A 26672-nucleotide genomic window follows, 5' to 3' on the forward strand; every position below is an offset into this window, starting at 1 on the left:
AGCGAGCTCAGCGCGGCCGCGAGACTACTGGTCGGCGTTGCCGCCCTTGGTGAGGATGTCATCGGCCAGCGAGATCGCGGTGCGGCGGTCGGCTTCGCCGGCGGTGGCAAATGCCTCCTCCTGCATGCCGCGTATCCAGGGCTGATCGGCCGGCGAAGCGCGTTCGAGCGCTGCCGTCATCATCGCCAGACCGCGAACGATCTTGCCGCTCTGGAACAACAGGTGGCCAAGCGTCGCCTGGGCGCCGGCATGGCCCTTTTCAGCGGCAAGCTGGAACCAGCGCCCGGCCTGCTTGACGCTGGCCTTCACGCCGCCCTCACCCTTGAGGAACATCTGCCCCATCTCGAACTGCGCGTTCGGATTGCGATAGTTGGCCGCGGCGCGCATGTAATATTCCTGGGCCGCCACTTCGTTCTCGGTGACCGGGCTGCCGGGAATGCCCTTGCGCAGATAGTCGCCAAGCGCCACCAGCGCATCGGAGACATAGCTTTCCTCGGGCGAGCCGGGCTCGACATCCTGGTCGACGATCTCGGAGAAGAACTTGAACGCCTCATAGTCGTCGCGCGCCACGCCGTCGCCCTCGGCATACATGCGGGCAAGCTTCCAGGTGGCACCGATCTGGCCGTTCTCGGCGGCGTATTTGTAGGCCTCGGCGGCCTGTTCCTTGTGGCCGTTCTTATAGGCGGAGAAGCCGAACTGGAACACCGCCCAGGGGCTGGATTGCGGCTTCACGCCAGTCTTGTCGTCGAACACCTTGTCGTCGAAGGCCATGGCCTGGCCCACGGCGCCAAAGGTCGCGCCAAAAGTGGCGATCACGACCAGTGCCGAAAAGACAGACGACCTCAACAACTCAGATGTCCGCATAACAATGTGTTTCTTTCGCACCGCCCGGATGGGTCACCGCGCCATCGCGCGCCGGCCCTACCGTCTGTGCATATTTCCATATCGCGCCCGACTGATAGTCGGTCGTGCGCGCCTTCCAGGTCTTTGCCCTCGCCGCCAGTTCGCTATCGGACAACGCCACGTCGATCGTGCCGTTCACCGCGTCGATCGAGATCACGTCGCCATCCCTGAGCAGCCCGATCGGACCGCCCACGGCGGCCTCGGGGCCGACATGGCCGATGCAGAAACCGCGCGTCGCGCCCGAGAAGCGCCCGTCGGTGATCAGCGCCACCTTGCCGCCCATGCCCTGGCCGTAGAGCGCCGCCGTCGTCGACAGCATCTCGCGCATGCCAGGACCGCCGCGCGGCCCTTCGTAACGAATGACGAGAACCTCGCCTTCCCTGTAATTGCGATGCGTCACCGCCTCGAAACATTCCTCTTCCGAATCGAAGCAGCGCGCCGGGCCGGAGAATTTCAACTCCGCCATGCCCGCGACCTTCACGATCGCGCCTTCGGGGGCAAGGTTTCCCTTCAAGCCCACGACACCGCCGGTTTGGGTAATGGGTCTGTTGGCCGGGCGGACCACATCCTGGTGTTCATTCCAGGCAACGTGCTCCATATTTTCGGCCAAAGTGCGGCCAGTCACGGTCAGGCAATCGCCATGCAGATAGCCGTGATCGAGCAACGTCTTCATCAACAGCGGAATACCGCCGGCCTCGAACATGTCCTTGGCGACATATTTGCCGCCCGGCTTGAGGTCGGCGATGTAGGGCGTCTTCTCGAAGATTTTGGCCACATCGAACAGGTCGAACTTGATGCCGGCCTCGTGCGCGATCGCCGGCAGATGCAGTGCAGCGTTGGTCGAGCCGCCGGTGGCCGAGACCACGGTCGCGGCATTCTCCAGCGCCTTCAGCGTGACGATGTCGCGCGGCCGGATATTTTTCGCGATCAGTTCCATGATCTTTTCGCCCGAGGCGAAATTGAAACGGTCGCGCATCTCGTAGGGTGCTGGCGCGCCGCAGGAATAGGGCAGCGCCAGGCCGATCGCCTCGGCTACGGTGGCCATTGTGTTGGCGGTGAACTGGGCGCCGCAGGAGCCGGCTGAAGGACAGGCGGCCTGCTCGATTTCAAGCAGTTCGGCATCATCGATCGTGCCGACCGAGTGCTGGCCGACGGCCTCGAACACGTCCTGCACGGTGATCTGGCGGCCGCGATAGCTGCCGGGCAGGATCGAACCGCCATAGATGAAGATCGACGGCACGTTGAGGCGCACCATGGCCATCATCATGCCAGGCAGCGACTTGTCGCAGCCGGCCAGCCCGACCAGCGCATCATAGCAATGGCCGCGCATGGTGAGTTCGACCGAATCGGCGATGACCTCACGCGACACCAGCGACGACTTCATGCCCTGGTGGCCCATGGCGATGCCGTCGGTGACGGTAATGGTGCAGAATTCGCGCGGCGTGCCGCTGGCGGCCGCGACGCCCTTCTTGACCGCCTGTGCCTGGCGCATCAGCGAAATATTGCAGGGGGCCGCTTCGTTCCAGCAGGACGCGACGCCGACCAGCGGCTGTGCGATCTCGGCCGCCGACAAGCCCATCGCATAGAGATAGGAACGGTGCGGCGCACGCGCCGGACCGACGGTCACGTGGCGGCTGGGGAGCTTGGCCTTGGAAATGACTTTGGCGTCCATATTCTTCCTTGCCGCGGGCGGTGCGGCCTGCCCCATCGCCGAGCCTTTTGGCGCGTGTCCCGAGACAAGATCGAGGTGCGCCGGGTTTATGGCGGGAAATGGGCAATTTCCTCAGCCTGACTTCTAGCGCAGGGGTTGTTCAGAAAGTGTTGCCAAAACGTCACAATCGCACGAGGCGAAAGCGGTGCGGCTAATATGCAACGCGGCTTGGATGAGACAATCGCGGGCAATGCGATCCCAAACAAAAAAGGCCGGGCAATCCCCGGCCTTTTGTTATAATTTTCAGAGACTTAGAACTTGATCTTGAGGCCACCTGAAATAGCCGTGACCAGATCGTTGCCGAAGTCATAGCTGACATCGGTGCCGGCGACATAGCCGTTTTCGCCAGCCAACGTTCCCGAATGGCCGCTGGTCAGCACCCCGACCGCACCCGCCAGGCGAACCTCAATGTTTGGCTGGGGTGTAAAGGCGACGCCGCCGCCCAGTGTCCAGGTATCGGTCTGCGAGCCATAGCCATGCGACGTGCCACGATCCCAGGAAAGCTGACCGGCGGCGCTCCACTGATCGTTGAACTTGTGGCCGATGCCGCCGGTAACTGTCCAGCCGTCACGATACATCAGGTCCAGCGAGGTGATCTGGCCTGAATGGAGAGCATCACCCGTAACGCATGCCGCGGCGGGAGTACCTACGACGCAAATCGGAACACTCTGCAGCAGGCTCCAATTGACCCACTTGAGCGAACCAAAGGCGAGCCAGTCTGGCGCAATGCCTGACTGCAATTTCAATTCGACCGTATCCGGCATGTATTGCGTTGAGCCGTAGATCGGCAGCACCACGCTGCCAACATGCGTCAAATCCAGCGTGCCCGAGATATTGTCGAGCTTGACCCGCGAATTGTAGACAAGGCTCGCGCGCAGCGCGATCTCGGGGATTTCGTAGGCAAGGCCGGCGCGCCAGCCCCAGCCGGTCCCCTTGAGATCAACACGCCCGGTACCCTGGAAATCCGGCACCAGCGGCGATATCAGGTCTTGCTTGAAGCCATAGACTTCCTGGTAGTAGACGCCGCCGATGAAGCGAACCTGGCCTTTGCCGGCGTCCATCTTGTAGGAGCAGGTTGTGGCGTAGTTGTTGCTTTTGATGTCGGTTTCCATGTTGGACTGGGCACCGGCCCAAAGACCCGGATTTGTGTGCGCACCCCAAGGCTGGGAATAGTCGAACATACAGTCGACACCCTGGACGATCTGCGCCTTGACACCGATCCGCGGCACCCAATAGCTCTCGCTGTCCTTCGCCGTGCTGCCCAGAGGCGTCAAATTGCCGTCGAGCGGGTTGGTGTCCACCGCATTCTTGAGCTTGCGTTGCGGCATCACATAGGTCGATTCCGCTTCGGTGGCGAACGGCGCCGGATCGAACAGAAGATCGATGTCGTAGCCGCCGCGCTCCAGGCCGCCGGCATGTGCCGAGTTCATCGCCGTCCCGATCAAAGCCAGCGAAAAGCACCCTGCCCCCAGCAGCGCTTTCAGTCGCAGAATAGTCATGAAATGTCCTCCCCGAATTCGAGTGCATCAAGCTAGAACCAATTCAGGTTAACGGTGCAACAACGAATTCAAGGGTGTACATGTACACATTCGCCAGGCGCACTTTCGACAAAATGCGAGCGGATGCAACAAGGCCGAAAAAAGGCTCATACGGAGTATCGTCCCCAAAAAAACAGAGAAAAATCACCCAAAAGGGCTCAAAAACAGTGCTTTTTGGGGGCCACGAGCCCCATTGTTACATTATGGCAACAATGGGGCAAAAACTTCCGTTTACGTCAAGATTAACGCAACGGCATGCCGATTTTCGAGGCAAAAAACCAGCATTTTAGAGAAGTCTAAAGTCTTCCGAATCTACTCTCAACCGGCGTCGCGAACCCTGGTCAACGCCACCGAAAGCTTGTCCTGCGCGTCGCGGTATTCGGCGAGCTTTTCACGCTCGGCGTCGACGATCTCGGCCGGCGCGCTGGCGACGAATCTTTCGTTCGACAGCTTCTTGTGCAGGCGCGCGATTTCCTCGGTCACCTTGGCCAATTCCTTCTGCAGCCGTGCCGCCTCGGCGGCGAGATCGATCAGGCTGCCAAGCGGCAGGCAGATCGTCGCCTCGTTGAGCACGATCTGCGCCGAACCCTTTGGCGCGACATCGGCGAGCGAGATGTCGCCGACCCGCGCCAGCCGCTTGATCGCAGAATCCTCGCGAACGAGCCGTTCTCGTGTCACGTCGTTGGCGCCAACCACGACGAGCGGTGCAATGGCTGCCGGCGGCACGTTCATCTCCGAGCGCACGGAGCGGATGCCGGAGACAAGGTCGACCAGCCAGTTGATGTCGGCGGCGGCATCCGCGTCTTCGAAGTCCGGCGACGGCCACGCGGCATGGCACAGCAGCGACGACCGCTCCTTGCCTTCGCCGGCGGTCTGCGCCCACAGTTCCTCGGTCATGAACGGCATCATCGGATGCAGCAGCTTGTAGATCTCGTCGAGCACGAAGGCGACGCAGGCGCGACTTTCGGCTTTGGCCGCCTCGTCAGTGCCCATGAACACCGGCTTCAGCAGTTCCAGATACCAATCGCAGAACAGGTTCCAGACGAAGCGGTAGGCAGCGCCCGCCGCCTCGTTGAAGCGGTATGAGATGATGCCGTCCGTGATCTCGCGCGCGGCGCGCGTCAACTCGGTGAGGATCCAGCGGTTGACCGCCAGCTTGGCGTCGTTCAGCCAGAAATCGTCATTGCGCGCGACCTCGTTCATCTCGGCAAAACGCGTCGCGTTCCACAGCTTGGTGCCGAAATTGCGATAGCCGGCGATGCGCGCCGGATCGAGCTTCACGTCGCGGCCTTGCGCCGCCATCACCGTCAGGGTGAAGCGCAGCGCATCGGCGCCGTATTCGTCGATCAGGTCGAGCGGATCGATGACGTTGCCTTTCGACTTCGACATCTTCTGCCCGTTCTTGTCGCGCACCAGCGCATGGACATAGACGGTGTGGAAGGGCTCCTCATCCATGAAATGCAGGCCCATCATCATCATGCGGGCGACCCAGAAGAAGATGATGTCGAAGCCGGTCACCAGCACGTCGGTCTGGTAGTAGGTCTTGAGCTCGGGCGTCTCATCGGGCCATCCCAAGGTCGAGAACGGCCACAACGCCGACGAGAACCAGGTGTCGAGCACGTCCTCGTCACGGGTCAGTATCTCGCCCGGCTTGTAGTTCTCGAGCTTGTCCTCGACCCAGGCCTTCCATGGGCCTTCCAGCGCCAGATAATATTCGATCGCCGCGCCCAGCGCCTCTTCCTCGGTCTTCTCGACGAAGACACGCCCGTCCGGCCCGTACCAGGCCGGGATCTGGTGACCCCACCAGAGCTGGCGCGAGATGCACCAGGGCTGGATGTTCTCCATCCAGTCGAAATAGGTCTTTTCCCAGTTCTTCGGCACGAAGTTCGTGCGGCCCTCACGCACCGAGGCAATCGCCGGCTTGGCCAGTTCCGCCGCGTTGGCATACCACTGCTCGGTCAGGAACGGCTCGATCGGCACGCCGCCGCGATCGCCATGCGGCACGGCGTGGCGATGCGGCTCGACCTTTTCGAGGAAGCCGCCCTCTTCCATCAGCTCGACGATCTTCTTGCGCGCAACGAAGCGATCGAGGCCGTCGAGTTCGTCCCAGACCGCCTGGCGCTCCGGCGTCACCTCGAGACCGGCAAGAAAATCCTCATTATCCCTGAGGCTTACCGCCGCCTCCGTGGTGAGGATGTTGATCGCCGGCAGCTTGTGGCGCTTACCGACCTCGAAGTCGTTGAAGTCGTGCGCCGGCGTAATCTTGACCGCGCCCGAACCTTTTTCCGGATCGGAATACTCGTCCGCCACCACCGGAATCTTGCGGCCGACGATCGGCAGAACGATGTTCTTGCCGACAAGGTGCCGGAAGCGCTCGTCGTCGGGGTGCACGGCGACGGCCGTGTCGCCCAGCATCGTCTCGGGGCGTGTCGTCGCCACGGTGATGAAGGTTTTTGGGTTTTCCGGGTCGAAGACCTCGCCATCTATGGGATAGCGGAAGTGCCAGAGATTGCCGTTGACCTCCTGCTGCTCGACCTCGAGATCGGAGATCGCGGTCAACAGCTTGGGGTCCCAGTTCACAAGGCGTTTGTCCTTGTAGATCAGCCCTTGCTTGTAGAGCGTGACGAACACTTCGAGCACGGCCTTGGACAGGCCCTCGTCCATAGTGAAGCGTTCGCGTGACCAGTCGGCGGAGGCGCCGAGCCGCTTCAGCTGGTTGAAGATCGCGCCGCCGGATTCAGCCTTCCACTCCCACACTTTCTCGATGAACTGTTCGCGGGTCAGGTCGCGGCGATGGATCTGCTTTTCCATAAGCTGGCGCTCGACCACCATCTGCGTGGCGATGCCGGCATGGTCCATGCCCGGTTGCCACAAGACGTTCTTGCCGCGCATGCGCTCGAAGCGCACCAATATGTCCTGCAGCGTGTTGTTGAGCGCGTGGCCCATATGCAGCGAACCGGTGACGTTTGGCGGCGGGATGACGATGGTAAAGGCCTCGGCCCCCTCCTCGGCCCCGGCACCGGCGCGAAACGCGTCGGCCTCTTCCCAGACTTTGGCGATCTTCGGCTCGACGGTTTTGGCGTCGTAGGTCTTTTCAAGCATGGGAAAATGGTCCGCGCTGTCGGGAGTTTTGCTGGTCCGGTGTAAATCGGAAGGTTTTGGCCAAGTCAACCGCAAGGGCGGTCTCGGACCCCCACAAGCAAATAGGCGAAGCCTTGGTCATTTCAACGGAAGGCGATCCGTCGTCCTGCCAACAAGCTGACCTCACCAAAAGAAACGGCGCCTCCAAGGCGCCGCTTATTTTGGCAATCGGTATCGGGAACTACTGCGCCCCGCGCGCCACGCGCTCGATCTCCTCGCGCACCAGCCTTTCGACCAGCGTCGGCAGATTGTTGTCCAGCCAATCCTGCAGCATCGGCCGCAGCATCTCTTCGGCCATCTCGTCGAATGTCTTCTTGCTGCGGCTGGCAAACGCATCGGAAAGCTCACCAAAGGCAGCGGCGACCTGCCGGCCGGTGTGCTCGGAAACGATCGCCGGACGCGGCGCATCGCTGGCCGCCACCGGTCGCACCACGCTTGCATCCGGACGAGACGGCTCGACGACCGGTTCTGTGGCCGGCTCGTCCCTGAGATTGTCCACCGGCGGCTGCGCAACCGTCTTGCGGGCCTCGCCCCTGTCCGACACCGCCCTCGCCTGCTCGCCAACCGCGGCGATCTCGCGCCGCCAATCGGCGACGTCCGCAGCAGGGACAGGACGCGGTGCTGGCGCGTCGGCCGTGGCCGGCTCGGCGGCAACGCGGGCGCTGACCTCGGCAAGTGTCATCGATGGCTTTGCCGGGGAGGGATTGGGGCGCACCGGCGTTTCCATGCGTGCAATCACCGGCTCGGCCGCCGGCAATTGTGCCTGGACTTCCGCCAGCGTGATCGGCGGCTTCCTGACCTCGGGAGCGGCATGCAGGTCGGCACGAAATGCTTCGACGTCGGGGGCTGCATCCGCGCTCGACACGCACTCCAGATCCTGGATCAGCTCATCGGCGTCGCCCGGCTGCTTGCGGCCACCGTCGCTGTCCTCGATGATCCGCCTGATGGAAGCCAGTATCTCTTCCATGGAAGGTTCGCGCTGTGCGCTGCTTGCCGTTGCCATCGTCACATCCGCCGCCTTTGTGACCCCTGTGGATTTCCGCTCCGGCAAAGCCGGATCGAATCATGGCGACAGCGTAACCGACGGATGGCCTTACGAGAATCCCCAATCTGGGGACTTGTGGGATTTCAACAGATTAGCGCGATCCCGAAGCAAAGTGCAGCGGAGCAAAAGATCCTGCTCAAACAGAGAGACGGCAAGTCCGGGCTGAACGTCCTCAGCGGCCGTCGGGCGTGCGCAGGCCGTACCACTTGTCCTTGACCGCGTTGTAGTGCTCTTCAGGCTTGTATTTCGCCACCTGCAGGCCAAGGCGGTCAACGGACAGACGGCCGGTCGCCTGCAGAATGGCGTAGCTCGCTACCACCACATCATGCTCGTAGCCGGCCTGGTTGATCTGAGCAGTGATCACCGTCGCCTGTGCGTTGAGGACATCGAGCGTGGTGCGCTGGCCGACATTGCGCTCTTCGATGACGCCGTTCAACGCCAGCTTCGCGGCTTCGATCACCTGCCTGTTGGCCGTCAGCTGCTGCTGCGCGGCGGTGTACTCGGTCCAGGCAGCGGTCACAGCCTGGCGCACCTGGTCGCGGCTGACGTCGACCTGGATGCGGGCCTGGCTCAGCGATTCCTTGTCCTGGCGCACGATCGCCGAGGTTCGGCCACCGGAATAGATCGGGATGGTCAGCGTTGCCCCGACACTGGCCGAATTGGTCGTGCCATCCTGCGAATTGACGCCCGGCAAGGGCGAGGTGTTGCGATAGGCGCTCGAAACGCCGGCGGAAGCCGACAGCTGCGGCAGCAGCGCGCCTTCGGCCGACTTCACCGAAAACGCCGCGGCGTCGACCAGATGCTGGGTCGCAAGGATAGCCGGATGCTCGTTCGCGGCCACTCCGACGGCGGCGGCGAGGCTCGACGGCAACAGCTTTGCCACCGGCGAAGCGCCCTTGAGCTTGCCCGGCTCGTCGCCGACGATCTGGCGATAGATCGCCGCACTTGCCAGCGCCTGCGCCCGGGCAGCACTCAGCGATGCCACGGCGGCGGCGCGCGAAGCGTCGGCCTGTGCCACGTCGGTGCGCGTGCCTTCGCCAACCTCGAAGCGCGAACGCGCCGCGCGCGCCGTTTCGGTCAGGAACTGCAGGTTCTGCTCGGTCAGCACGGCGACCTGCCGGTCGCGAATCACGTTCATATACGCTTGGGCCGCGCTGAACAGGATGCCCTCTTCGGTGTTGCGCAGGCTTTCGACCGAAGCACGGACCTGCGCTTCGGCGGCAGCGACATTGTTCCTGGTCTGAAAGCCGTCGAACAGCGTCTGATTGATCTGGACGCCAAAATTGCCGGTGGTCAGCCGTACGCTAGAGTTGGTGCCGTTGAGATGGCTGCTCGAATAGTCGATTTCCGCCGAGCCGGTGACAGTCGGACGATAGCCCGACTTGGCGATGGCGACACCCTCATCGGTGACACGAACGCCGGCACGGGCCGAATTCAGCGAAGAATTGTACTGATAGGCCTTGGCAAGCGCGCCGGAGATGCTTTCTGCCGAAGCGGCCAGTGGGGACAGCATGGTCGCCGAAACGAGGACGGCGGTGAAAAGTGACTTGCGTACAGACGGCACGGTGTATCCCTCATTCGTTTTCCATGGGAACCGCGCCGCGCCAGCTTCTCCCTTTGAGCAGCCGTAGCGGCGTGTTTCATGTTCCCTGTTGCTCAGCCCCAAAGTGCCCCCAGTTTGCGGATCAGCAACGATCGTTCAAATGCAAGCGACCATGACAAAGCCTCTGCTGCAAGGCCAAATCATTCAGAACTCGAAGACACGAATACGTTCAAACCCCGGTAGTGGCTTAATTGCCGCATTAAACGCGCGTCTTCCGGTTACAACCCCCCCTGCCTTAAAAAAAAGTCGGGCCACGCCGGAATTGCCCTGCCCTTCGACCGCGACAAGCCGGCCGCCTTCGGCAAGCTGGTCGAGCAGCGTCACCGGGACTTCCGCGACGCTGCCGCCGACGAAGATGACATCATAAGGCGCCTTAGCGGCATGCCCGTGCGGCAACGCCCCCTGGACAACGGTCACATTGCCGCAGCCTAGCGACGAAAGCGTCGATCTGGCGGTTTCCGCCAGCTCCGAATCGCTTTCGAGCGCCACCACGGACCCGGCCAGCCGCGACAGGATGGCCGAAGCGTAGCCCGTGCCGCAGCCGACATCGAGCGCCGAATCGGTCGGGTTGATCTCAGCCAGTTGGATCAGCTTGGCCAGCGGCGAGGCTTCCATCAGGTAGCGCGCGCCGTCCGCGCCGACAGCAATGCGGATGTCCTCGTCGATATAGGCGAGATCGCGCTGGGCGGCGCCGACAAAGACCTCTCTTGGCACGACAAGCATGGCGTCGAGCAGCGGCGCGCTGGTCACATCGGTGGTGCGAACCTGGCCGTCCACCATCTTGACGCGAAGCTCGGAGAAATCAGCGCTCATGTCCCAACCAATCCGCTTGCCGCGCCAGAACCGCGGTTCATATGTCAGGAACTTCAGGCCCCCGGCGCTGCTGCGCGGGGGCCCGGGCATTGGAGGCCTCGCCCGGAATCGAACCGGGGTGCAAGGATTTGCAGTCCTCTGCGTAACCACTCCGCCACGAGGCCTCGTTGCTCCCGGCGTTCCACCCGGTTCCAATAGGTTGCGGCGAAAATGCCGTCAAGCGGCCACCGTGCATTCCGAACGGTTTCCTCGGCGCCAGTGCGGGCAGCATCCGTCAAATCCTCAGGGCCCAGGCATCACAATAGCATATTAGCGGGTTGTTAAGCATCACCTGCCGCCGCAAGAAACGTATCAACGGCCCACGCGTTGAGCACGCCAGGAGGCGAAGCCATGCACCAGGCAACTGTGGTAAAAGGCAAGAACGCGTCGTCCGGCCTATCGCTGCCGCAGTGCGGAGAGCTTTTGCATTACGCCATCGACCGCTTGTCCATCGAAGGTGCGGGCAACTTGTCGCCGCACGACAGGGCAAGGCTTGCCTCAGCCGCGGCGATTCTCCAGCAGATCTATGAGGCACTGGAAGAGCACGCTGGACGCTAAGGCGCGCCATCTTGCGCTATCGGCCGTCAATCCGGCCGGCGGCGTCGTTCCCACCAGACGACAAAGCGGCGGCGGTGGCGCCGAACCATGGCGAATTCATAGGACAGCACCAATAATCCGAGCGGAACCATCCAGAACCCGAGGATCGGCAGGAAACCGAGGATGCCGCCGATGGTCAGCAGGAAACCGATGGTGATTCTGAGCCCGCGCGAGCGCGGCATCTTGAACTCACGCCCGAAAACCGAAATTTTGCGCGCCGGCATCTGGTTCTCTTGTGCTGTCATCGTCTCGAAAATTGACCCGTTTTGATCGTTCAGGAGCATCGTTAAACCAAAGCCGCAGCCGCGCTTTCGGTTCCCTATCCCTGCCAAGACGGCTAATATGAGGGCATCCGTCGACGATTGCGAGAAACCCCTGTGCGAAAAAGCCTCGGAAAAATGCGAAATGCTTCTTTGCAAAGCCGAAAAGGGCAGCTATAGGCTGCGCCACTCACATAAGAGCCTCCGTTCCCCGGTAGCTCAGTGGTAGAGCAACCGGCTGTTAACCGGTTGGTCGCTGGTTCGAATCCGGCCCGGGGAGCCACTTAACGCCTCAAAGCCTTATATCCCAACAGTTGCAAGGGTTTGCGCTTCCCCCGAGGTACACCTTCAGGTACACCGAAGGGTACATGGGAATGATGATTTTAGTGCAATATCTTCAGAAGCGCGGCAAGGCCGGATGGCGTTATCGGCGCAAAGTACCCCCTGCCCTAAAGGCGTTTCTCGGTCGAGGTGAGATCGTTGTGCCGCTCGGGAAAACCGAGGCCGAAGCATTGGCGCGATACAAGAAGGTCCATGCCGAAGCTGAGCAGCAACTGAGAAACGCTGCATTGGGGGTCAGGACGCCTCAGGCAACCTCGCTCGGGACCGCAGACACGCCCTTGGACCAGTTCCAACGTGCCGACAGGCAAGTCAGGCAGTGGAAACTTGATCCCGATTGGCAAGGCGGCGGCAGGGATTTCGACCACGAAGTGGTGGCGAGAGATGTGATCGCCGAGAGTATCGCTCAGAAATATCCAATCGGGGACGACGGCTATCCCGTTGATGTCTCCCCCAATGACGCTGCGCTGCTTCGGACATTGATGTTAGGCAGCCGTGAAGTGCAGCCCGACCCCACCCTCGAAGACGCCAGGAAGCTCTATCTCGAAGAGAAGGTCGGAGACGACAAGACCAAGCAGATGGAGCTTGATCGGATATTCAAGTTGGTCAGAGAGGGTTTGGGAAAGGACCGGAAGCTCAGTAGCTTGAAGCGGCAGGACGCTAAGGAAATCCGGGACCACATGCTCGACGGCCGGAAGGCCTCGTCTGTGGACCGCTACCTCAACGTGGTGCGCGCCGCCGTCAACCACGCCATTCGGGAATATGACCTCAAGGTCACGAACCCGTTCATGTACCTGGAGGCAGCCCCGAAGGACAAGGCCGAGCCCGACAAAGACAAACGTCGCCCTTTCACCGTGGAGGAACGCGCGCATAATGTGTTGGCGCTGCAACCTGGAGAAGTTGAATAACTGAAGTGGTCACTGCGGCCTATATCGTCTCAAAATGTATAAACTGTGAGACGATCTGTTGACACGCCTCTTTTCATGTCTCATAAGTTCAGTCTCACAACGTCTAGACATTGGAAAGACAGCAGCACATGGCCGACCTCGCATACATCCGGGTATCATCCGTCGGCCAGTCTCTTGAGGTCCAGCGTGACAAGATGGTCGCGGCTGGGGTTGAGCCGAAGAACCTGTTCGAGGAGAAGCGGTCAGGGCTGGACACCGGCAGGCCGGAGCTGAAGGCTTGCCTCCGGGCTCTGCGCAGGGGTGACACGCTCATCATCACCCGCATCGATCGGCTTGCTCGGTCAGCGACAGACCTCCTCAACATCGTGAAGGGACTGGAGAAGGACGGCGTTGCCCTTCGGGTCCTTGACCAGCAGATTGACACCTCCACACCGGCCGGCCGCGCCATGCTGCAGATGCTTGCCGTGTTCGCTGAGTTCGAGACCGCCATTCGGTCTGAGAGGCAGATGGACGGGATTGCCAAGGCTAAGGCTACCGGCACAAAGTTCGGCCGCAAGGTCAAGGCGACCCCTGAGAGGGCAGTTGAGATCGTGGCCATGCGCGCCGATGGAAAAACTGTCCCCGAGATCATGAGAGCCACCGGGCTATCCAAGGCGTCGGTCTATCGGGCTCTGGGGCTGGTTGCTGCCGGTTAGGGTGAACCGTGGCACTGCGAAACCGAATAGGGACACCACTACCCTATGAAGCGCTATTTGACCGCCAGCCGAACCCCAAGGTCTGGGTAAGGACCACGTAGCGTTACGATGCACAAATAGGGTGAACAGTAGCAAATACTACGAAACCGAATAGGGACAACAGTGGCTTTATAGAGCGGCTCCGTTAGCGACTGCTAATGGGGACCACAGTGGCACCACGAAACCGAATAGGGACAACCGTGGGACTACGAAGCCGAAATCATCATGCATCTAAGATCAGAAGCGAGCAGATTGCGCAGGCGCTCGTCTGCTCCTCTGCGTCTTTCTGGGCGACAATCACCGCAAGGTGAACCTCGGGATCACGCCTCGGGTTCCGACCCCACCAAACCCGTATAATTCATGCTGTTCAGCCCTGCGCTGGAGCGACAAATCAGGAGAACTGAACGTGAACGCAATGAGTTTCTCGGAGCTGACCCTCGAACAGCTCGGGGCGCATGCCGACGCCCACTACAAGGCTGGCGAGAAGGCTAATCAGAGGGCAAACGATCAGGGCATGTCGTGTGGCCTGTATCTGGCCGAGGCCAAGCGCCGGATCGACAAGGAGACCCTCTATGGGCAGCGGACGGAAGCCTTCGAGGTTTTCCTTCGGGACCACTGCCCGAGCGTCAATGCAAAGGGCCGAGCCCGCGCCTATCAACTAATCTCCATCGCCACCGGCAAGACCACGGAGGTGGCGGTCGCTCAAGATCGGCGTGAGAGAGACCGCGCCAACTACAAGAGGAAGCGAGAAACTATTCCGACGCACGTCAGAAAAGTTCCACCCGAACCGGACCCCCACGCCGACCTCCTGGCCCGCATCACGGCCAAGCTGGCCAAACTCTCCATCAACCAACTCCACGCCGTGGAAAGGATCATTCCGATGGCACCTTAGCGGGCTGCCTCGGGATATTTTGCGCAAGCGACAATCAAACCCCAGAAAGGACACCTTGGAGTACACCTCAGAAACTATCGACAGCACCACGGGTGAAGTCGTCCAGGCACCGATAGGCTCTTGGATCACCGTCACCGAGTACGGCGAAACCAAAGGCGTTGGCCGCAAGCAGGTCCGCGATGTCCTTTCTCGGCTAGGCATTCTACAAGCGGAGACCGAGGACCAAACTCCCAAGCATGCGTCGTTCGCTGAGAGGCAGCACATTACCCGGCGGCGGCTGACCACCAAAGCCGTCAGGTCCGGCTTAGGGAAGCGCGTCTTCTCAATCGTCGGACGCCCATTCGATGTCATCTCCCCTACGGACAACCAACCCTTCAATCATTCGGGAAACAACGATCTGGCAGCCAAGCCGACTCGTGGTCTCAACCTGGGTGTCTGCCAGCTCTAACATATCCTCTTCCATCGCGCTCCTCGGAGAGAGGTTCTCTACGGGGCCGCGTTCCACGTAGAGATGACAGGTAGCGCAGACCAGCGAGCCACCACATTCACCGACAATGCCAGGGATGCCGTTGGCCACAGCGACCTCCATCAATGACTGACCGTCGGCTCCCTCCACGACACACAGCACACGGTCCTCTTTCATGAAGCATATCTTCGCCATGACGCTCTCCTCTCTTGGCCTCGAGTGCTTGATGGGGCGCCGTTAAGATAGGGTCACTGGACATATGTGTCTAGTGGCCCTATTCTAGAGGCACGTTGGGCTGAAAACAGCGGCCCGATGCTATCGTTGAAACTCGGAACGCGCCCCAGCACCTGCATCCGCGCGCCTTGGCCTCGCATGGCGAGGACGCACGTATCAGACGTGGGCCAAGACAGGGATGGCCGCTATGATCGACCCAGATTTCAATCCGATGACCTCCGATGCCTTTCGGCGGAATCCCTATCCGATCTTGGCGCGGGTTAGAGAGAGCCATCCCGTTGCCTATCTCTGCCCCGGGCTGGTCGAGAGCTGGTCGGTCCTCCGCTATGAAGATGCGCAACGCGTCCTGCTCGATCCGAATACCTTCTCTTCGGACCGGGGCCTTCATACAGGTGGCGAGTTCGGAGAGGCGAACTTGGCTTTCCTTTTTAACAACATGATTTCCGCCAGCGGAGAGAAGCATCGTCGCCTAAGGTTGATAGGGAACCGCGTCTTCATGCCTAAGTACCTTGAGCGCTTTCGCCCGGTCGTCGAAACAGCGGTAAGAGAACGCATGGCCATGGCACTCCAGGGCGAGGCCTTCGATTTGGTCGAGGATTTCGCAGCGCCGATCACAGTCACGATGATCTGTGCGATCCTCGGGATCCCGCGCGACGAGATGGAGCAAATCCGTAGGTGGACCGCCGTTCTCGCCGACAATTCAGGCGCTTCCACGTGGCTCCCCATCCTTGAGCCGGCGATGGTAGATCGAGGAAGAAGGACTGGCGAAGAAATGGCTGCTTACTTCCGAACCTATTTGGAAGAGCGTCGCAGGCGCCCTATGGAAGGCGATCTCATTTCCGATTTCCTAAGTGTCTGACCCGAAAAGAAGTTGGGTGATATCAGCGGCTTGTGATTCAGTCGGTGTTGCGAAGCATCGACGGAGAATCCCATGTGGACCGATATCACCCGAGCCAAGCATGCCCGCAAAGGGCTGCGGTATTCAAGCGATTTGACGGATATGGAGTGGGCGGTTCTTGATCCGGTGATTCCGCCCCGGTCCCGACTTGGGCGCCCGCCGAAATGGTCGCGGCGCGAGATCATGAATGGACTGTTCTACGTGCTGCGCAGTGGCTTGCCATGGCGGATGCTGCCCAGGGACTTGCCGCCGGTGTCGACGCTGCAGCGCTACTTCTACGCTTGGCGCGACTGCGGCCTTTGGAGCACCATCAATCATCTGCTGCTGATGAGCGTGCGTCTGGCCACCGGTCGCCAAGCCTCACCCAGCGCCGGCGTGATCGACAGTCAAAGCGTGAAAACCACGGAGAGCGGCGGGCCTTGCGGTTACGATGCCGGCAAGAAGATCAAAGGCCGCAAGCGCCATATCCTCACCGACACCCTGGGTTTGCTCGTCGGCGCGGTCATCCATACCGCCGATATCCAGGACCGCGACGGCGCTCCCGACGTTCTGGCCTCCATTCGAGCCAGCTTTCCTTGGCTGCGCCACGTCTTCGCCGACGGCGCTTACGCCGGTGAGAAGCTTGAGACCGCCCTTCATGGGAAAGGCGACTGGACGCTCGAAATCATCAAACGATCCGACACCGCCAAGGGCTTCGAAGTGCTTCCACGTCGATGGGTCGTCGAGCGCACCTTTGCATGGTTCGGACGAAACCGACGCCTGGCCAAGGACTTCGAGGCCACGATCGAAAGTTCCACCGCATGGCTCTTGCTGGCCTCCGCTCAGCTCATGACGCGCAGGCTGGCAAACCATTGATCCGCTTCAAAAACATTATGAGTCAGACTCTAAGCATTGAAGTGGAGGGCGAGAGGCTCACCGATGCCGAAGTTCTCTCAATGGCGATGCTCCTGCTCCTGGCCGGCAATGAAACCACGACCAATCTCATCGTCAATTTTGTGCGCCTGATGGAAGGCTCTCCAAATGAGGGAGATCAGCTCCGCGAACATCCTGAGTTCGTTGCCGGAGCGGTTGAGGAGACGCTGCGACTCCGCAACTCAATCCGAAACATCGACCGCTTCGCTTTGCGCGATGTCCAGCTTGGAGACACGACAATTCCTGCGGGAGGGCTGGTGGTCATATGGCTCTCCGCCGCCAACAGGGATCCTGCCGCATTTGCTGAGCCAGACAAATTCTTGCTTGAGCGTAGCGGCACCAAGAGACATATGGGCTTCGGATATGGCATGCACATGTGCCTAGGGGCGCCGCTGGCCCGGATGGAGACCCAAACTGCCGCGCGGGAGATCGTCACCCGCACGAAGGCGATCGAACTGCTCGGTCCACCAGAACTTGGGCCAAATGCCAACTTCGATGTTATCAATCGTCAGATAGCGCGCTTCGTGGCGCGGTGACCGCTTCGGTCGATCGTGGTCCTGCCCAAATAGGTTGCGCCTCATCTTGGGATGAATGTTCAAGAAGCGGGAACCTGCAGCTACCAAACGGCCCACCGGCGGGTGCGCGACCATGAAGAATCGAGCTCGGCCCGATCGCTACACATATAAGTAATAGCTGAAATAACGGGTCCCTCGCCGTGCCCGTTGGAGCGACAAGAAGTGCGACCAAGCGGGGAGCCAATGCTAATACAAACCTGCGAACGTCGTATCCGCCCCATACCCCGGTCTCTCCTCCGACGCGACAAGATGTAGCTGCGCACTTTTGACTAGCCGACAAACCTAGACATGGGTCAAGAACGTCGTTCAGCAATCGAACTCGGTGGTAGCACTGTATTGACGGTATCCTCTCCCGACTTGAACCCCAGATCCCGAATGAACGTTTAAGCAGCATTCGGAACTGCCGCACAGTAGCGCCCATAGGCAACTTTCAAGAGCAAGCCCTCGTCGCACATGCGGGCAATGTAACAAAGAGGAATGCCGACATCAGTTAGCTCTTTCGTCCTGACTTCGCCCTTCTCGATTGCGAGGGCTACGGCCCGCTCTCTTAGCGACGGCTTGGGAACGCCGGCCAAGCACCTGGCCTCAGCTCGGTCGCGGTCACGTTTACGCATCTTCTTAGGCGTACCCTGGAGGGGAATCGCGTATTCATAGTTCGCAGCTTCGTCCGATCCGGGGAGCCAATCTTTCAAAAACACTTAGCTGCTCCAGGTGGCCGCGTTTTCGTGGGACCAGGACATGTGCTTTGCCTCGGCTGCAGCGATCCCGTCAGGATTTCTTATCGCCGTTTGGATTGGGTGCCGGCGCCTCTCGCACGTCTCGCGGTGGCGGATCGACATGGTCAAGCTCTGGCGGTGCTTCTTTGTCGCGACGCTGGACAGGTACCTTCTTCTGTTCGGGCTTCGCTGACGGTTCTTTGATCTTGTCTGGCATAATCCATTTAACCGGACCACCGGTCTCTTGTTCCCGTTAGGAGCCGGAAAACTGAAAGTCAGGAGGAACCAGGAGCATTGAAGAGCGTTCCCTCGCATGTTCAAAAAGATCGCTTTTGCTGCTGTGCTGTTCCAGGTCGCCATCTTTTCGGCCCTCCTAACTCAGACGGTTCTCTTTGCGTCATCCACCGCCACCCAGGCCGCGAACGTGCAGCCAGGGGCATCCCTTGCGGTCACTGAGAAAGAATGCGCCAAGGCGACATGGCCAAATATTTCCGATCGCTGCCTTAAACGGATCGGGGAGAGGAAGCTCGTCACGACCACCTTACTGACGACCGGGCGACAATAGCCCGCCATGCGGGCGTGGATTGATCTTGGAAGCTTATGCCGCCCAACCAGCCCTCGCCGGTCACACCGGCCATCTCCCTCATCATCAATCCACCCAACCAAGTCAGGGCGCCGCGCTTGAAAGCGCGATGATTCCTGCTGCTTGCGGCATGATTAGCGCGTCTTGGTTTGGCAAGAATTGGTACTGACTTCAGTGAATGCGGAATGCCTGCACAGTCATGGCAGCGGCAAGATTTTCGATTGTTCCAAATGGTATGCGTCGAACGGGCATTTGCTGCCCGCGGACCGATCGGAGCGGTTGCCGGGGAAGGACGATCGCCCCTCTGGGATGTGCCGGCCTGGGGACGCCGGCGGAACCCAGGCTCGGTGCCGTGGCGTAATCCTTGAGCAGCGGCGGCGGCAATCTCCACGTTCGACGGCCTGGGACATCGCCCTTCGCTCGAGACCACGCCTTGCTAGCAACTGCCTACCGCGCGATGCTGGCGCTCGGGTTGGAGAGAATCATGCGAAAAATTCTGATGTCAGGCCTGCTCCTCGCGGCAGCCTTTTCCGCAAATCCGGCCCACGCGCTGGACAGCAGCGGCACGCCTGTCGTCGTGACCCCGCTTGCCTCCCGCACGACGACCGCATCCGGCCAGCCGATCACGCTGCCGCAGAAGAACGTGCAGGTGTTGGTGTCGACCTACGACATCGCGCCGGGCGCGACCTTGCCGGTCCACAGACACCCCTTCCCGCGCTACGCCTATGTCCAGGCCGGCACGCTGAAGGTCACCAATGTCGAGACCGGCAACAGCACCACCTACAAGGCGGGCGATTTCATCATCGAAATGATCGGCCAATGGCATCAGGCCACCAATATCGGTGATAGCGAGGTCAAGCTGCTGGTGATCGATCAGATCGAGGAAGGCGCCAAGAACACCGAGCTGCGCCAGTAGCGGCCAAGCCGATATCAGCGTCCAGATGTCGGGAGGCGTGCGCTGCGCGTCACAGCGCGCCGTCCCGCCTCCCCCGTCCAAGGCTAGCCCCAACTACCAACCATCTGCCGCGTGGTGGCATTGAGCCGGTTGAAGGCGTTGATGAGCGCAATCTGGATGACCAGCGCGGCAAGCGCCTTTTCATCATAGTGCCGGGCGGCCTCGTCCCAGACATCGTCCGGCACCGCGTCCGGCCGGTCGGCGAGCCGTGTGCCGGCCTCAGTCAGCGCCAGCGCCGCGCGTTCGGCGTCGGTGAAGTAAGGCGTCTCCCGCCATGCCGCGAGGGCAAAGATGCGCTCGTCCTTTTCGCCGGCCTTCTTCAGTTCGCGCGCATGCATGTCGACGCAGACGGCGCAGTTGTTGATCTGGCTGGCGCGCAGATGGATGAGCTTGCGCGTGACATAGGGCACGTCGGCCGCCTCGGTCGACTTGTCCAGCGCCAGCAGCGCCTGCACGGATCCGGGAATGAGCACCACCGGGTTTTTGATCCTTGCTTGCATGGTCTTTCTCCTCTGAAGTGTTTCGTCAGGGCGTGTTTTGCCGGCCCGGATGCCATGCATTCGGGTTTGCGAGTTTGAAAGATTGTCGACTGCGACGCCGTGTTGCCAACGGCTAACTCATAACCTCTTGGCTATGGGTTAACTCATAACTCCATGGTTATGAGAGTGTCAAGCGGAGAAATGTCGCCTGGCCCAAATGGCGGCACGCTGTTCATGCTTTCGCGCCAACCGGCCCGATGCTAGGGCTTTTCGCAAAATCATGAATTGGATCGCCCCTTGACCATTGAAACTCGCCTGCCGCTGATCGAAATCTGTGTCGAAGGCATTGATGGCCTGCTGGCAGCACAAGCTGCCGGCGCCGACAGGGTCGAACTGTGCGCCAGCCTCATCGAAGGCGGCATCACACCGAGCCTTGGGACCGTGCGCGCCGCCCTCGACCAGGCAAGCGTGCCGTTTCACGTCATGGTGCGGCCGCGCGGCGGCGATTTTCTCTACACCGACACCGAGTACGCCTCGATGCTCGCCGATGTCTCGGCACTGCGCGATCTCGGCGCGCCCGGCGTGGTGTTTGGCTGCCTGAACGGCGACGGCACCATTGACGAGGCGCGCATGAGCGAACTGACGCAGGCCGCCGGCTCCTTGAACGTCACCTGCCACCGCGCCTTCGACATGACGCGCGACCCGGCCGAGGCGCTCGAAGCGTTGATCCGATGCAAGGTCGGCCGCGTGTTGACCAGCGGCCAGCGCGACACCGCCATCGAAGGCTTGCCGCTGTTGGCGGATCTGGTGCGGCAGGCCGGCGACCGCATCGTCATCCTCGGCTGCGGCGGGCTCGATTTGCACAACATCGCTGAGGTGCGCAGGAAAACCGGCCTGTCCGAAATGCATTTTGCTGCCCTCAAGGATGTGCCGAGCGCCATGGACTACCGCAATCCCCATGTCGGCATGGGCGGCTCCGACCTCGACCGCGAGTATCGCAACACGCTGACCGACACCGACCTCGTGGTAGCCACCATCAAGGCAGCCAAGGCATGACCGCGACCCCTGCCCCGATCAGCCGCGTATCGGCCGAAGACGAAGCGGCGATCCTCGCGCTCAACAACGAGCATGCCGCCGAACTGTCGTGGCTGGAGCCCGAACGGCTGTCCTTCCTGCTTGGCGAAGCGTTCTACGCGCGCCGCATCGGCGATCTCGAAGCCTTCATCATGACCTTCGACCAGGATGCCCGTTACGACAGCCCGAATTTCTTGTGGTTCCGCGAACGCTACGAGCGCTTCGTCTATGTCGACCGCGTCGTTGTCGCGGCAGACGCGCGCGGTCGCGGCCATGCCCGCCGGCTCTATCAGGACCTGTTCGGCCATGTTGAGCGCGCCGGCCACATGCTGGTCACCTGCGAGGTCAACACCGACCCGCCCAATCCCGCCTCGGATGCCTTCCACGCCGCGCTCGGCTTCACTGAAGCCGGCGACGCGGTGATCCATGGCGGCAAGAAAGCGGTGCGCTACTACGTCAGATCGTTGCAGGCATAGGGCGAGCGCGCCGCAAGACGGCCTGAACGGCCCTGTTGCTCACCAATTGCGGTTCAGCCATTCGCGCGCCGGTCGCTCGATGAGATAATAGCTGCACAGCGCGCAGGCAAAGACGCCGGCCAGCATCGGGATCGGCGCGCCGCCTTGCTCATAGACGAATTTGTAGAACGGCTGCTGCCACAGATAGAGCGAGTACGACCACAGCCCCAGCGTTGCCATCGGCCAGGAGGACAGCAACCCGGAAAAATACCGGGGCTGAAATCGAGCACATTGACGGCCAGAGCCAGCAGCGGGACGGCAAAGAGATAATGGATCGGCGTCGGCACCGGATCGAGGAACAGCAGAACGGCGCAGATCGATGCCACCACGGCCACATGCTTGCCTCTCAAGACCGCCGGCAGCCTGCCGTCGGCCTTGAGCAGGCAGATCGAAGCCGACAGCAGGATCGACGCGATATGCACATCGGTGCGCCAATAGGTGGTTTCGTAGTCCATTCCGAAGACCCAGTACGAAACCGCGCCGTTGGCCATGGCCAGCAGGGCCAGCGCCAGGAGCAGCACGACGACGCGAGAGCGGCTTGAGACGACGACGCTGATCAGCGCCAGGATGATGTAGGCGTGCTCCTCGATGCAGAGCGACCAGATATGGTCGAGCGCGCCTGCCCGGGTCACGAGAATGCCGGCATAATTGTAGGTGAATGTCAGCGCCGTTAGCGCCGCCTTCCATTTGAAGGCGATGAATGTGCTGGACAGCGCAATCATCGCGACGACCACGAACACCAGAAGCGCCGGATAGATGCGGGAAAAGCGGCGCTTGAAGAATTTCTTCAGCGGGTAGCGTTCGATGAACAGGATCTCGCCCATCAGCCGACCGCTGAGCACGAAGAAGAATTCGACGCCCAGCACCCCGAGATTGATTCCGGGAACGGGAAAGAAATGGCCGATGAGCACCAGGGCGATCGAAAGGCCGCGCCAGCCGTCGAGATAGGCCAGTCTGGTTCTGGCTGGCCTGTCGGCGACGGATCGGGACGGGACGACATGCGTCGCGGAGATGTCGGTCATGCCGATCCTTTCGCATTGGGCATGCGAAAGGGCACGGCGGTACACTCCGAACCCGGCTCGCATTCCCGCCCCAAGTCATATTGCAGTGCAAGATAAATTTGTGCAAGTGCGAGATTGCTGTCAGTTCCGGACGAAGTATCGGCCGCAATTGCTTGAAGCAGAGGATTGGCGCGCGGCGATTCCATCAGCGCCTAGACAGATACGGTCGCCACACACGAAAAAGGGACCGCGGAGGCCCCTTTCCTTGTCTGCAACTCATCGTATCAGAAATTCGCTCTGGCGACTCATATGGTGGTGGTTTCGAGAACCGGAGCGCAGCGGACATTGGTCCGTGAGCTCAGTTCTACTGCGTGGCAGTAGAACTAGGGAAGCGCAGAAAACGCCATCAGATGGCCGCCAGAGTAGAGTTTCCAAACAGTTTCTCAGGCGTTGGCTGCCGCAACCGCGCGCTTGGCCATCACCGCGATTAGATTGGCGCGATAGTCGGCCGAGGCATGGATGTCGGTCATCAGATTCTTCGCCGGCACTTTCACGCCATCGAGTGCCGCGGCAGCGAAATTCTTGGCCAATGCGGCCTCGATCTCCTTCGAGCGGAAGACGCCGTCGTCACCGGCGCCGGTGACGGCAACGCTGACGCCATCCTTGCCCTTGGCCACGAACACCCCAACGATGGCGTAGCGCGATGCCGGATTGCGGAACTTTTCATAGGCCGCCTTGGCCGGCGCGGTGAAGGTGACCGCAGTGACGATTTCGCCATCCTTCAGCGATGTCTCGAACAGGCCGTTGAAGAACTTGTCGGCGGCGATCTGGCGCTTGTTGGTGATGATGGTGGCGCCCAACGCCAGCAGCGCCGCCGGATAATCGGCCGCCGGATCGTTGTTGGCGATGGAGCCGCCGATCGTCCCCTTGTGGCGCACCGCCGGATCGCCGATCAGCGATGCCAGATGGGCAAGTGCCGGACAGGCCTTCTTCAGCTTCTCGTCATTGGCAACGGCGTGATGCGTGGTGGCGGCACCGATGGTGACGGTCTTGCCCGACACCTTGACGCCCTGCAGCTCCTTGATCCGCGACAGGTCGACAAGGTCGGACGGTGCGGCGAGCCGCGTCTTCATCGCCGGGATCAGCGTCATGCCGCCCGAAAGCAGCTTGGCGTCACCCGTCTTGATCAGCTTGGCGGCATCAGTGACCGAGGCGGCACGATGATAGTTGACTGAGTACATTTGTCTTTCTCCCCTGGGTGAAAGAGCGAATAGGGAGTAGCGAATAGCGAATAGGATCTGCCCCGTCGCACCGCCTTCTCTTCCTATTCGCTACTCCCTATTCGCTATTCGCTTTTCAATGTTTCGCCGCGCGGATCGCTGCCCACACAGTGGACGGCGAAGCCGGCATGGCAAGATCGTTGCTGCCGATGGCGTCGGTGATGGCGTTGATCACCGCCGGGGGCGAGCCGATGGCGCCGGCCTCGCCGCAGCCCTTGATGCCGAGCGGATTGCCCGGGCACGGCGTGTTCGAGGTCGAGACCTTGAACGACGGCAGGTCGCTGGCGCGCGGCATGGTGTAGTCCATGTAGCTCGCGGTCAAAAGCTGGCCGCTGTTGTCATAGTGGGCGCCTTCGAGCAGCGCCTGGCCGATGCCTTGCGCCAGCCCGCCATGCACCTGGCCCTCGACGATCATCGGGTTGATGATGTTGCCGAAATCGTCGGCGGCGACGAACTGGATGATCTCGGTCATGCCGGTTTCCGGATCGACCTCGACCTCGCAGATGTAGCACCCGGCCGGAAAGGTGAAGTTCGACGGATCGTAGAAGGCCGTCTCCTTCAGCCCGGGCTCCATGCCGCCCGGAAGATTGTGGGCGGTGTAGGCGGCGAGCGCCATCTGGAACCACGGTACGTTCTTGTCGGTGCCGGCGACCTTCAGCGCACCGTTCTCGATGATGATGTCGCCCTCGTCGGCCTCGAGCAGGTGTGCTGCGATCTTCTTGGCCTTGGCCTCGACCTTGTCGAGCGCCTTGACGATGGCCGACATGCCGACCGCACCCGAGCGTGAACCATAGGTGCCCATGCCCATCTGCACCTTGTCGGTGTCGCCATGGATGATCGAGACGGAATCAAGCGGCACGCCGAAGCGCTCGTTGACCAGTTGCGCGAAGGTCGTCTCGTGGCCCTGGCCGTGGCTGTGTGAGCCGGTCAGCACCTCGATCGTGCCGACGGCATTGACGCGCACCTCGGCACTTTCCCAAAGGCCGACACCGGCGCCCAGCGAACCAACCGCGGCAGACGGCGCGATGCCGCAGGCCTCGATGTAGCAGCTCATGCCGATGCCGCGCAGCAGCCCCTTCTTGCCAGCCGCGGCCTTGCGCTTGGCAAAGCCGGCATAGTCCGACGCCTTCATCGCCGCGTCGAGCGAAGCCGCGTAGTCGCCGGCGTCATAGCACATGATGACCGGCGTCTGGTGCGGGAACGAGGTGACGAAGTTCTTGCGCCGCAACTCGGCCGGTGAGACGCCGAACTGGCGCGCGGCCGTCTCCATCATGCGTTCCATGACGAAGGTCGCTTCCGGCCGCCCTGCCCCGCGATAGGCATCGACGGGCGCGGTGTTGGTGTAGATCGCCTTCACATTGGCGTGGATCGCTGGGATGTTGTACTGGCCCGACAGCAGCGTCGCATAGAGGTAGGTCGGCGTCGCCGACGAAAACAGCGACATATAGGCGCCGAGATTGGCCTGGGTTTCGACCTTGAGGCCAAGGATCCTGTGATCCTTGTCGAAAGCCATTTCAGCATGGGTGTGGTGGTCGCGGCCATGCGCGTCGGTCAGAAAGCTCTCGGTCCGGTCGGCCACCCATTTGACCGGCACGCCGGTCTTCTTCGACGCCCACAGGCAGACGATCTCTTCGGGATAGATGTAGATCTTCGAGCCGAAACCGCCGCCGACATCGGGCGCAATCACGCGCAGCTTGTTTTCCGGCGCGACATTGTAGAAGGCGCTCATCACCAGCCGCGCCACATGCGGGTTCTGCGAGGTCGTCCAGCAGGTGTAGTGGTCCTCGGCCTTGTCGTAATGGCCAAGAGCCGCGCGTGGCTCCATGGCGTTGGGCACCAGCCGGTTGTTGATGATGTCCATCTTGACGATATGGGCGGCCTTCTTGAATGCCGCGGCCGTGTCGTCGGCATTGCCGATGTCCCAGTCGAAGATCAGATTGTTGTCGGCCTCGGGGTGGATCTGCGGCGCGCCCTTGTCCATCGCCTTGGAGGCATCGACGACCGCCTTCAGTTCCTTGTAGGTGATCTCGACCGCCTCGGCGGCATCACGCGCCTGGCCTTTGGTCTCGGCGACGACGACCACCACGGCGTCGCCGACATAACGGACCCGGTCGAAAGCGAGTGGCGACCACGCCCCCATCTTCATCGGCGAGCCATCCTTGGAGTGGATCATCCAGCCGCAGATGAGGTTGCCGATGCCGTCGGCCTTGAGTTCCTTGCCGGTCAGCACGCCGATGACGCCGGGCATGCCTTGAGCCTTCTTCACATCGATCTTCTTGATCTGCGCATGCGCGTGCGGGCTGCGCACGAAGGCCGCATGCTTCATGCCGGGAACCACCATGTCGTCGACATAACGGCCGGCGCCGGTGATGAACCGCTTGTCTTCCTTGCGCACGACCCGAGCGCCAACACCTTCAATGCCCATCAGAAATTCCTCCCGAAATGCTGAAATAGCGAATAG

24 protein-coding genes and 2 tRNA genes are annotated in these 26672 nt (G+C 61.3%); 12 read left to right on the forward strand and 14 right to left on the reverse strand.

The genetic code is table 11. The annotated features are described in order from the left end of the window. Positions 1-24: 24 nt before the first annotated feature. The 8 genes from ACFOJ9_RS18415 to ACFOJ9_RS18450 all read right to left on the reverse strand — a co-directional run bounded on the left by ACFOJ9_RS18415 (position 25) and on the right by ACFOJ9_RS18450 (position 10918). Entirely contained in the window at positions 25-864 is an 840-nt protein-coding gene (locus ACFOJ9_RS18415) for a tetratricopeptide repeat protein (protein WP_126068887.1), read from the reverse strand. Beyond that, a complete protein-coding gene (gene ilvD, locus ACFOJ9_RS18420) occupies positions 851-2575 on the reverse strand; it encodes a dihydroxy-acid dehydratase (RefSeq protein WP_378980316.1) in 1725 nt (574 codons plus the stop codon). The genes ACFOJ9_RS18415 and ilvD overlap by 14 nt, the downstream gene beginning before the upstream one ends. A gap of 290 nt (positions 2576-2865) precedes the next feature. After that, complete coding sequence (locus ACFOJ9_RS18425; protein ID WP_378980317.1) at positions 2866-4113, reverse strand: outer membrane protein transport protein; 1248 nt, start codon at positions 4111-4113, stop codon at positions 2866-2868. A gap of 357 nt (positions 4114-4470) precedes the next feature. Next, the gene (locus ACFOJ9_RS18430) at positions 4471-7254 is read right to left on the reverse strand and encodes a valine--tRNA ligase (protein WP_378980318.1); all 2784 of its coding nucleotides are present in this window, start codon (positions 7252-7254) and stop codon (positions 4471-4473) included. Between the two features lie 220 nt (positions 7255-7474). Continuing rightward, positions 7475-8296, reverse strand: a complete 822-nt coding sequence (locus ACFOJ9_RS18435) for a PopZ family protein (protein ID WP_378980319.1) — start codon at positions 8294-8296, stop codon at positions 7475-7477. A 214-nt stretch (positions 8297-8510) separates the two neighbouring features. Next, the gene (locus ACFOJ9_RS18440) at positions 8511-9902 is read right to left on the reverse strand and encodes a TolC family outer membrane protein (RefSeq protein ID WP_378980320.1); all 1392 of its coding nucleotides are present in this window, start codon (positions 9900-9902) and stop codon (positions 8511-8513) included. A gap of 183 nt (positions 9903-10085) precedes the next feature. Next, the gene (locus ACFOJ9_RS18445) at positions 10086-10754 is read right to left on the reverse strand and encodes a protein-L-isoaspartate O-methyltransferase family protein (protein WP_378980321.1); all 669 of its coding nucleotides are present in this window, start codon (positions 10752-10754) and stop codon (positions 10086-10088) included. Between the two features lie 90 nt (positions 10755-10844). Further along, positions 10845-10918 (reverse strand) — tRNA-Cys (locus ACFOJ9_RS18450). Between the two features lie 226 nt (positions 10919-11144). On the opposite strand from ACFOJ9_RS18450, the gene ACFOJ9_RS18455 reads away from it, so the two are divergent. Then, a complete protein-coding gene (locus tag ACFOJ9_RS18455) occupies positions 11145-11351 on the forward strand; it encodes a hypothetical protein (RefSeq protein WP_378980322.1) in 207 nt (68 codons plus the stop codon). Between the two features lie 26 nt (positions 11352-11377). Here ACFOJ9_RS18455 and ACFOJ9_RS18460 read toward each other — a convergent pair whose 3' ends face one another. Continuing rightward, positions 11378-11614, reverse strand: coding sequence for a hypothetical protein (locus ACFOJ9_RS18460; RefSeq protein ID WP_378980323.1), 237 nt, complete (start codon positions 11612-11614; stop codon positions 11378-11380). A gap of 244 nt (positions 11615-11858) precedes the next feature. On the opposite strand from ACFOJ9_RS18460, the gene ACFOJ9_RS18465 reads away from it, so the two are divergent. From ACFOJ9_RS18465 to ACFOJ9_RS18480, 4 genes are all read left to right on the forward strand, one after another. Beyond that, a tRNA-Asn gene (locus ACFOJ9_RS18465) sits at positions 11859-11933 on the forward strand. Positions 11934-12018: 85 nt separating this feature from the next. After that, entirely contained in the window at positions 12019-12897 is an 879-nt protein-coding gene (locus tag ACFOJ9_RS18470; protein ID WP_378980324.1) for a DUF6538 domain-containing protein, read from the forward strand. Between the two features lie 128 nt (positions 12898-13025). After that, positions 13026-13592: a recombinase family protein gene (locus tag ACFOJ9_RS18475; RefSeq protein WP_378980325.1), complete on the forward strand. Its 567-nt coding sequence runs from the start codon at positions 13026-13028 to the stop codon at positions 13590-13592. A gap of 445 nt (positions 13593-14037) precedes the next feature. Beyond that, positions 14038-14523 carry a hypothetical protein gene (locus ACFOJ9_RS18480; protein WP_378980326.1) on the forward strand — a complete coding sequence of 162 codons (486 nt, stop codon included), beginning with the start codon at positions 14038-14040 and terminating at the stop codon, positions 14521-14523. A 322-nt stretch (positions 14524-14845) separates the two neighbouring features. Here the strand turns inward: ACFOJ9_RS18480 and ACFOJ9_RS18485 are convergent, their stop codons facing one another. Beyond that, positions 14846-15184, reverse strand: coding sequence for a 2Fe-2S iron-sulfur cluster-binding protein (locus ACFOJ9_RS18485; protein ID WP_378980327.1), 339 nt, complete (start codon positions 15182-15184; stop codon positions 14846-14848). A 226-nt stretch (positions 15185-15410) separates the two neighbouring features. Between ACFOJ9_RS18485 and ACFOJ9_RS18490 the strand changes: the two genes are divergently transcribed. The 5 genes from ACFOJ9_RS18490 (at position 15411) to ACFOJ9_RS18510 (ending at position 19823) form a co-directional block, all read left to right on the forward strand. After that, on the forward strand, positions 15411-16082 hold the full coding sequence (locus ACFOJ9_RS18490; RefSeq protein ID WP_378980328.1) for a cytochrome P450: 672 nt from the start codon (positions 15411-15413) through the stop codon (positions 16080-16082). Between the two features lie 72 nt (positions 16083-16154). Further along, the gene (locus ACFOJ9_RS18495) at positions 16155-16976 is read left to right on the forward strand and encodes an IS5 family transposase (protein WP_378976343.1); all 822 of its coding nucleotides are present in this window, start codon (positions 16155-16157) and stop codon (positions 16974-16976) included. Continuing rightward, entirely contained in the window at positions 16973-17569 is a 597-nt protein-coding gene (locus tag ACFOJ9_RS18500; RefSeq protein ID WP_378980329.1) for a cytochrome P450, read from the forward strand. Before ACFOJ9_RS18495 ends, ACFOJ9_RS18500 begins: the two co-directional genes overlap by 4 nt. 1068 nt (positions 17570-18637) lie before the next feature. Further along, on the forward strand, positions 18638-18889 hold the full coding sequence (locus ACFOJ9_RS18505; RefSeq protein WP_378980330.1) for a hypothetical protein: 252 nt from the start codon (positions 18638-18640) through the stop codon (positions 18887-18889). A gap of 502 nt (positions 18890-19391) precedes the next feature. After that, on the forward strand, positions 19392-19823 hold the full coding sequence (locus tag ACFOJ9_RS18510; RefSeq protein WP_378980331.1) for a cupin domain-containing protein: 432 nt from the start codon (positions 19392-19394) through the stop codon (positions 19821-19823). A gap of 83 nt (positions 19824-19906) precedes the next feature. Here ACFOJ9_RS18510 and ACFOJ9_RS18515 read toward each other — a convergent pair whose 3' ends face one another. After that, positions 19907-20362 (reverse strand): carboxymuconolactone decarboxylase family protein, encoded by a 456-nt coding sequence (locus tag ACFOJ9_RS18515; RefSeq protein WP_378980332.1) that lies wholly within the window; start codon positions 20360-20362, stop codon positions 19907-19909. A gap of 276 nt (positions 20363-20638) precedes the next feature. Here ACFOJ9_RS18515 and ACFOJ9_RS18520 point away from each other — a divergent pair, with 276 nt between their 5' ends. Continuing rightward, positions 20639-21397: a copper homeostasis protein CutC gene (locus ACFOJ9_RS18520; RefSeq protein ID WP_378980333.1), complete on the forward strand. Its 759-nt coding sequence runs from the start codon at positions 20639-20641 to the stop codon at positions 21395-21397. Next, positions 21394-21891, forward strand: coding sequence for a GNAT family N-acetyltransferase (locus ACFOJ9_RS18525; RefSeq protein ID WP_378980334.1), 498 nt, complete (start codon positions 21394-21396; stop codon positions 21889-21891). Before ACFOJ9_RS18520 ends, ACFOJ9_RS18525 begins: the two co-directional genes overlap by 4 nt. A 53-nt stretch (positions 21892-21944) precedes the next feature. On the opposite strand, the gene ACFOJ9_RS18530 is transcribed toward ACFOJ9_RS18525, so the two are convergent. The 3 genes from ACFOJ9_RS18530 to ACFOJ9_RS18540 form a co-directional block, all read right to left on the reverse strand. Next, positions 21945-22952 carry an acyltransferase family protein gene (locus tag ACFOJ9_RS18530; protein ID WP_378980335.1) on the reverse strand — a complete coding sequence of 336 codons (1008 nt, stop codon included), beginning with the start codon at positions 22950-22952 and terminating at the stop codon, positions 21945-21947. 422 nt (positions 22953-23374) lie between these two features. Further along, on the reverse strand, positions 23375-24172 hold the full coding sequence (locus ACFOJ9_RS18535) for an FAD binding domain-containing protein (protein WP_378980336.1): 798 nt from the start codon (positions 24170-24172) through the stop codon (positions 23375-23377). Between the two features lie 115 nt (positions 24173-24287). Beyond that, positions 24288-26636: a xanthine dehydrogenase family protein molybdopterin-binding subunit gene (locus ACFOJ9_RS18540; protein ID WP_378980337.1), complete on the reverse strand. Its 2349-nt coding sequence runs from the start codon at positions 26634-26636 to the stop codon at positions 24288-24290. Between the last annotated feature and the right edge of the window lie 36 nt (positions 26637-26672).

The sequence above is a fragment of the Mesorhizobium cantuariense genome (genome assembly GCF_042647205.1).
In the GTDB taxonomy this organism is placed as follows: domain Bacteria; phylum Pseudomonadota; class Alphaproteobacteria; order Rhizobiales; family Rhizobiaceae; genus Mesorhizobium; species Mesorhizobium cantuariense.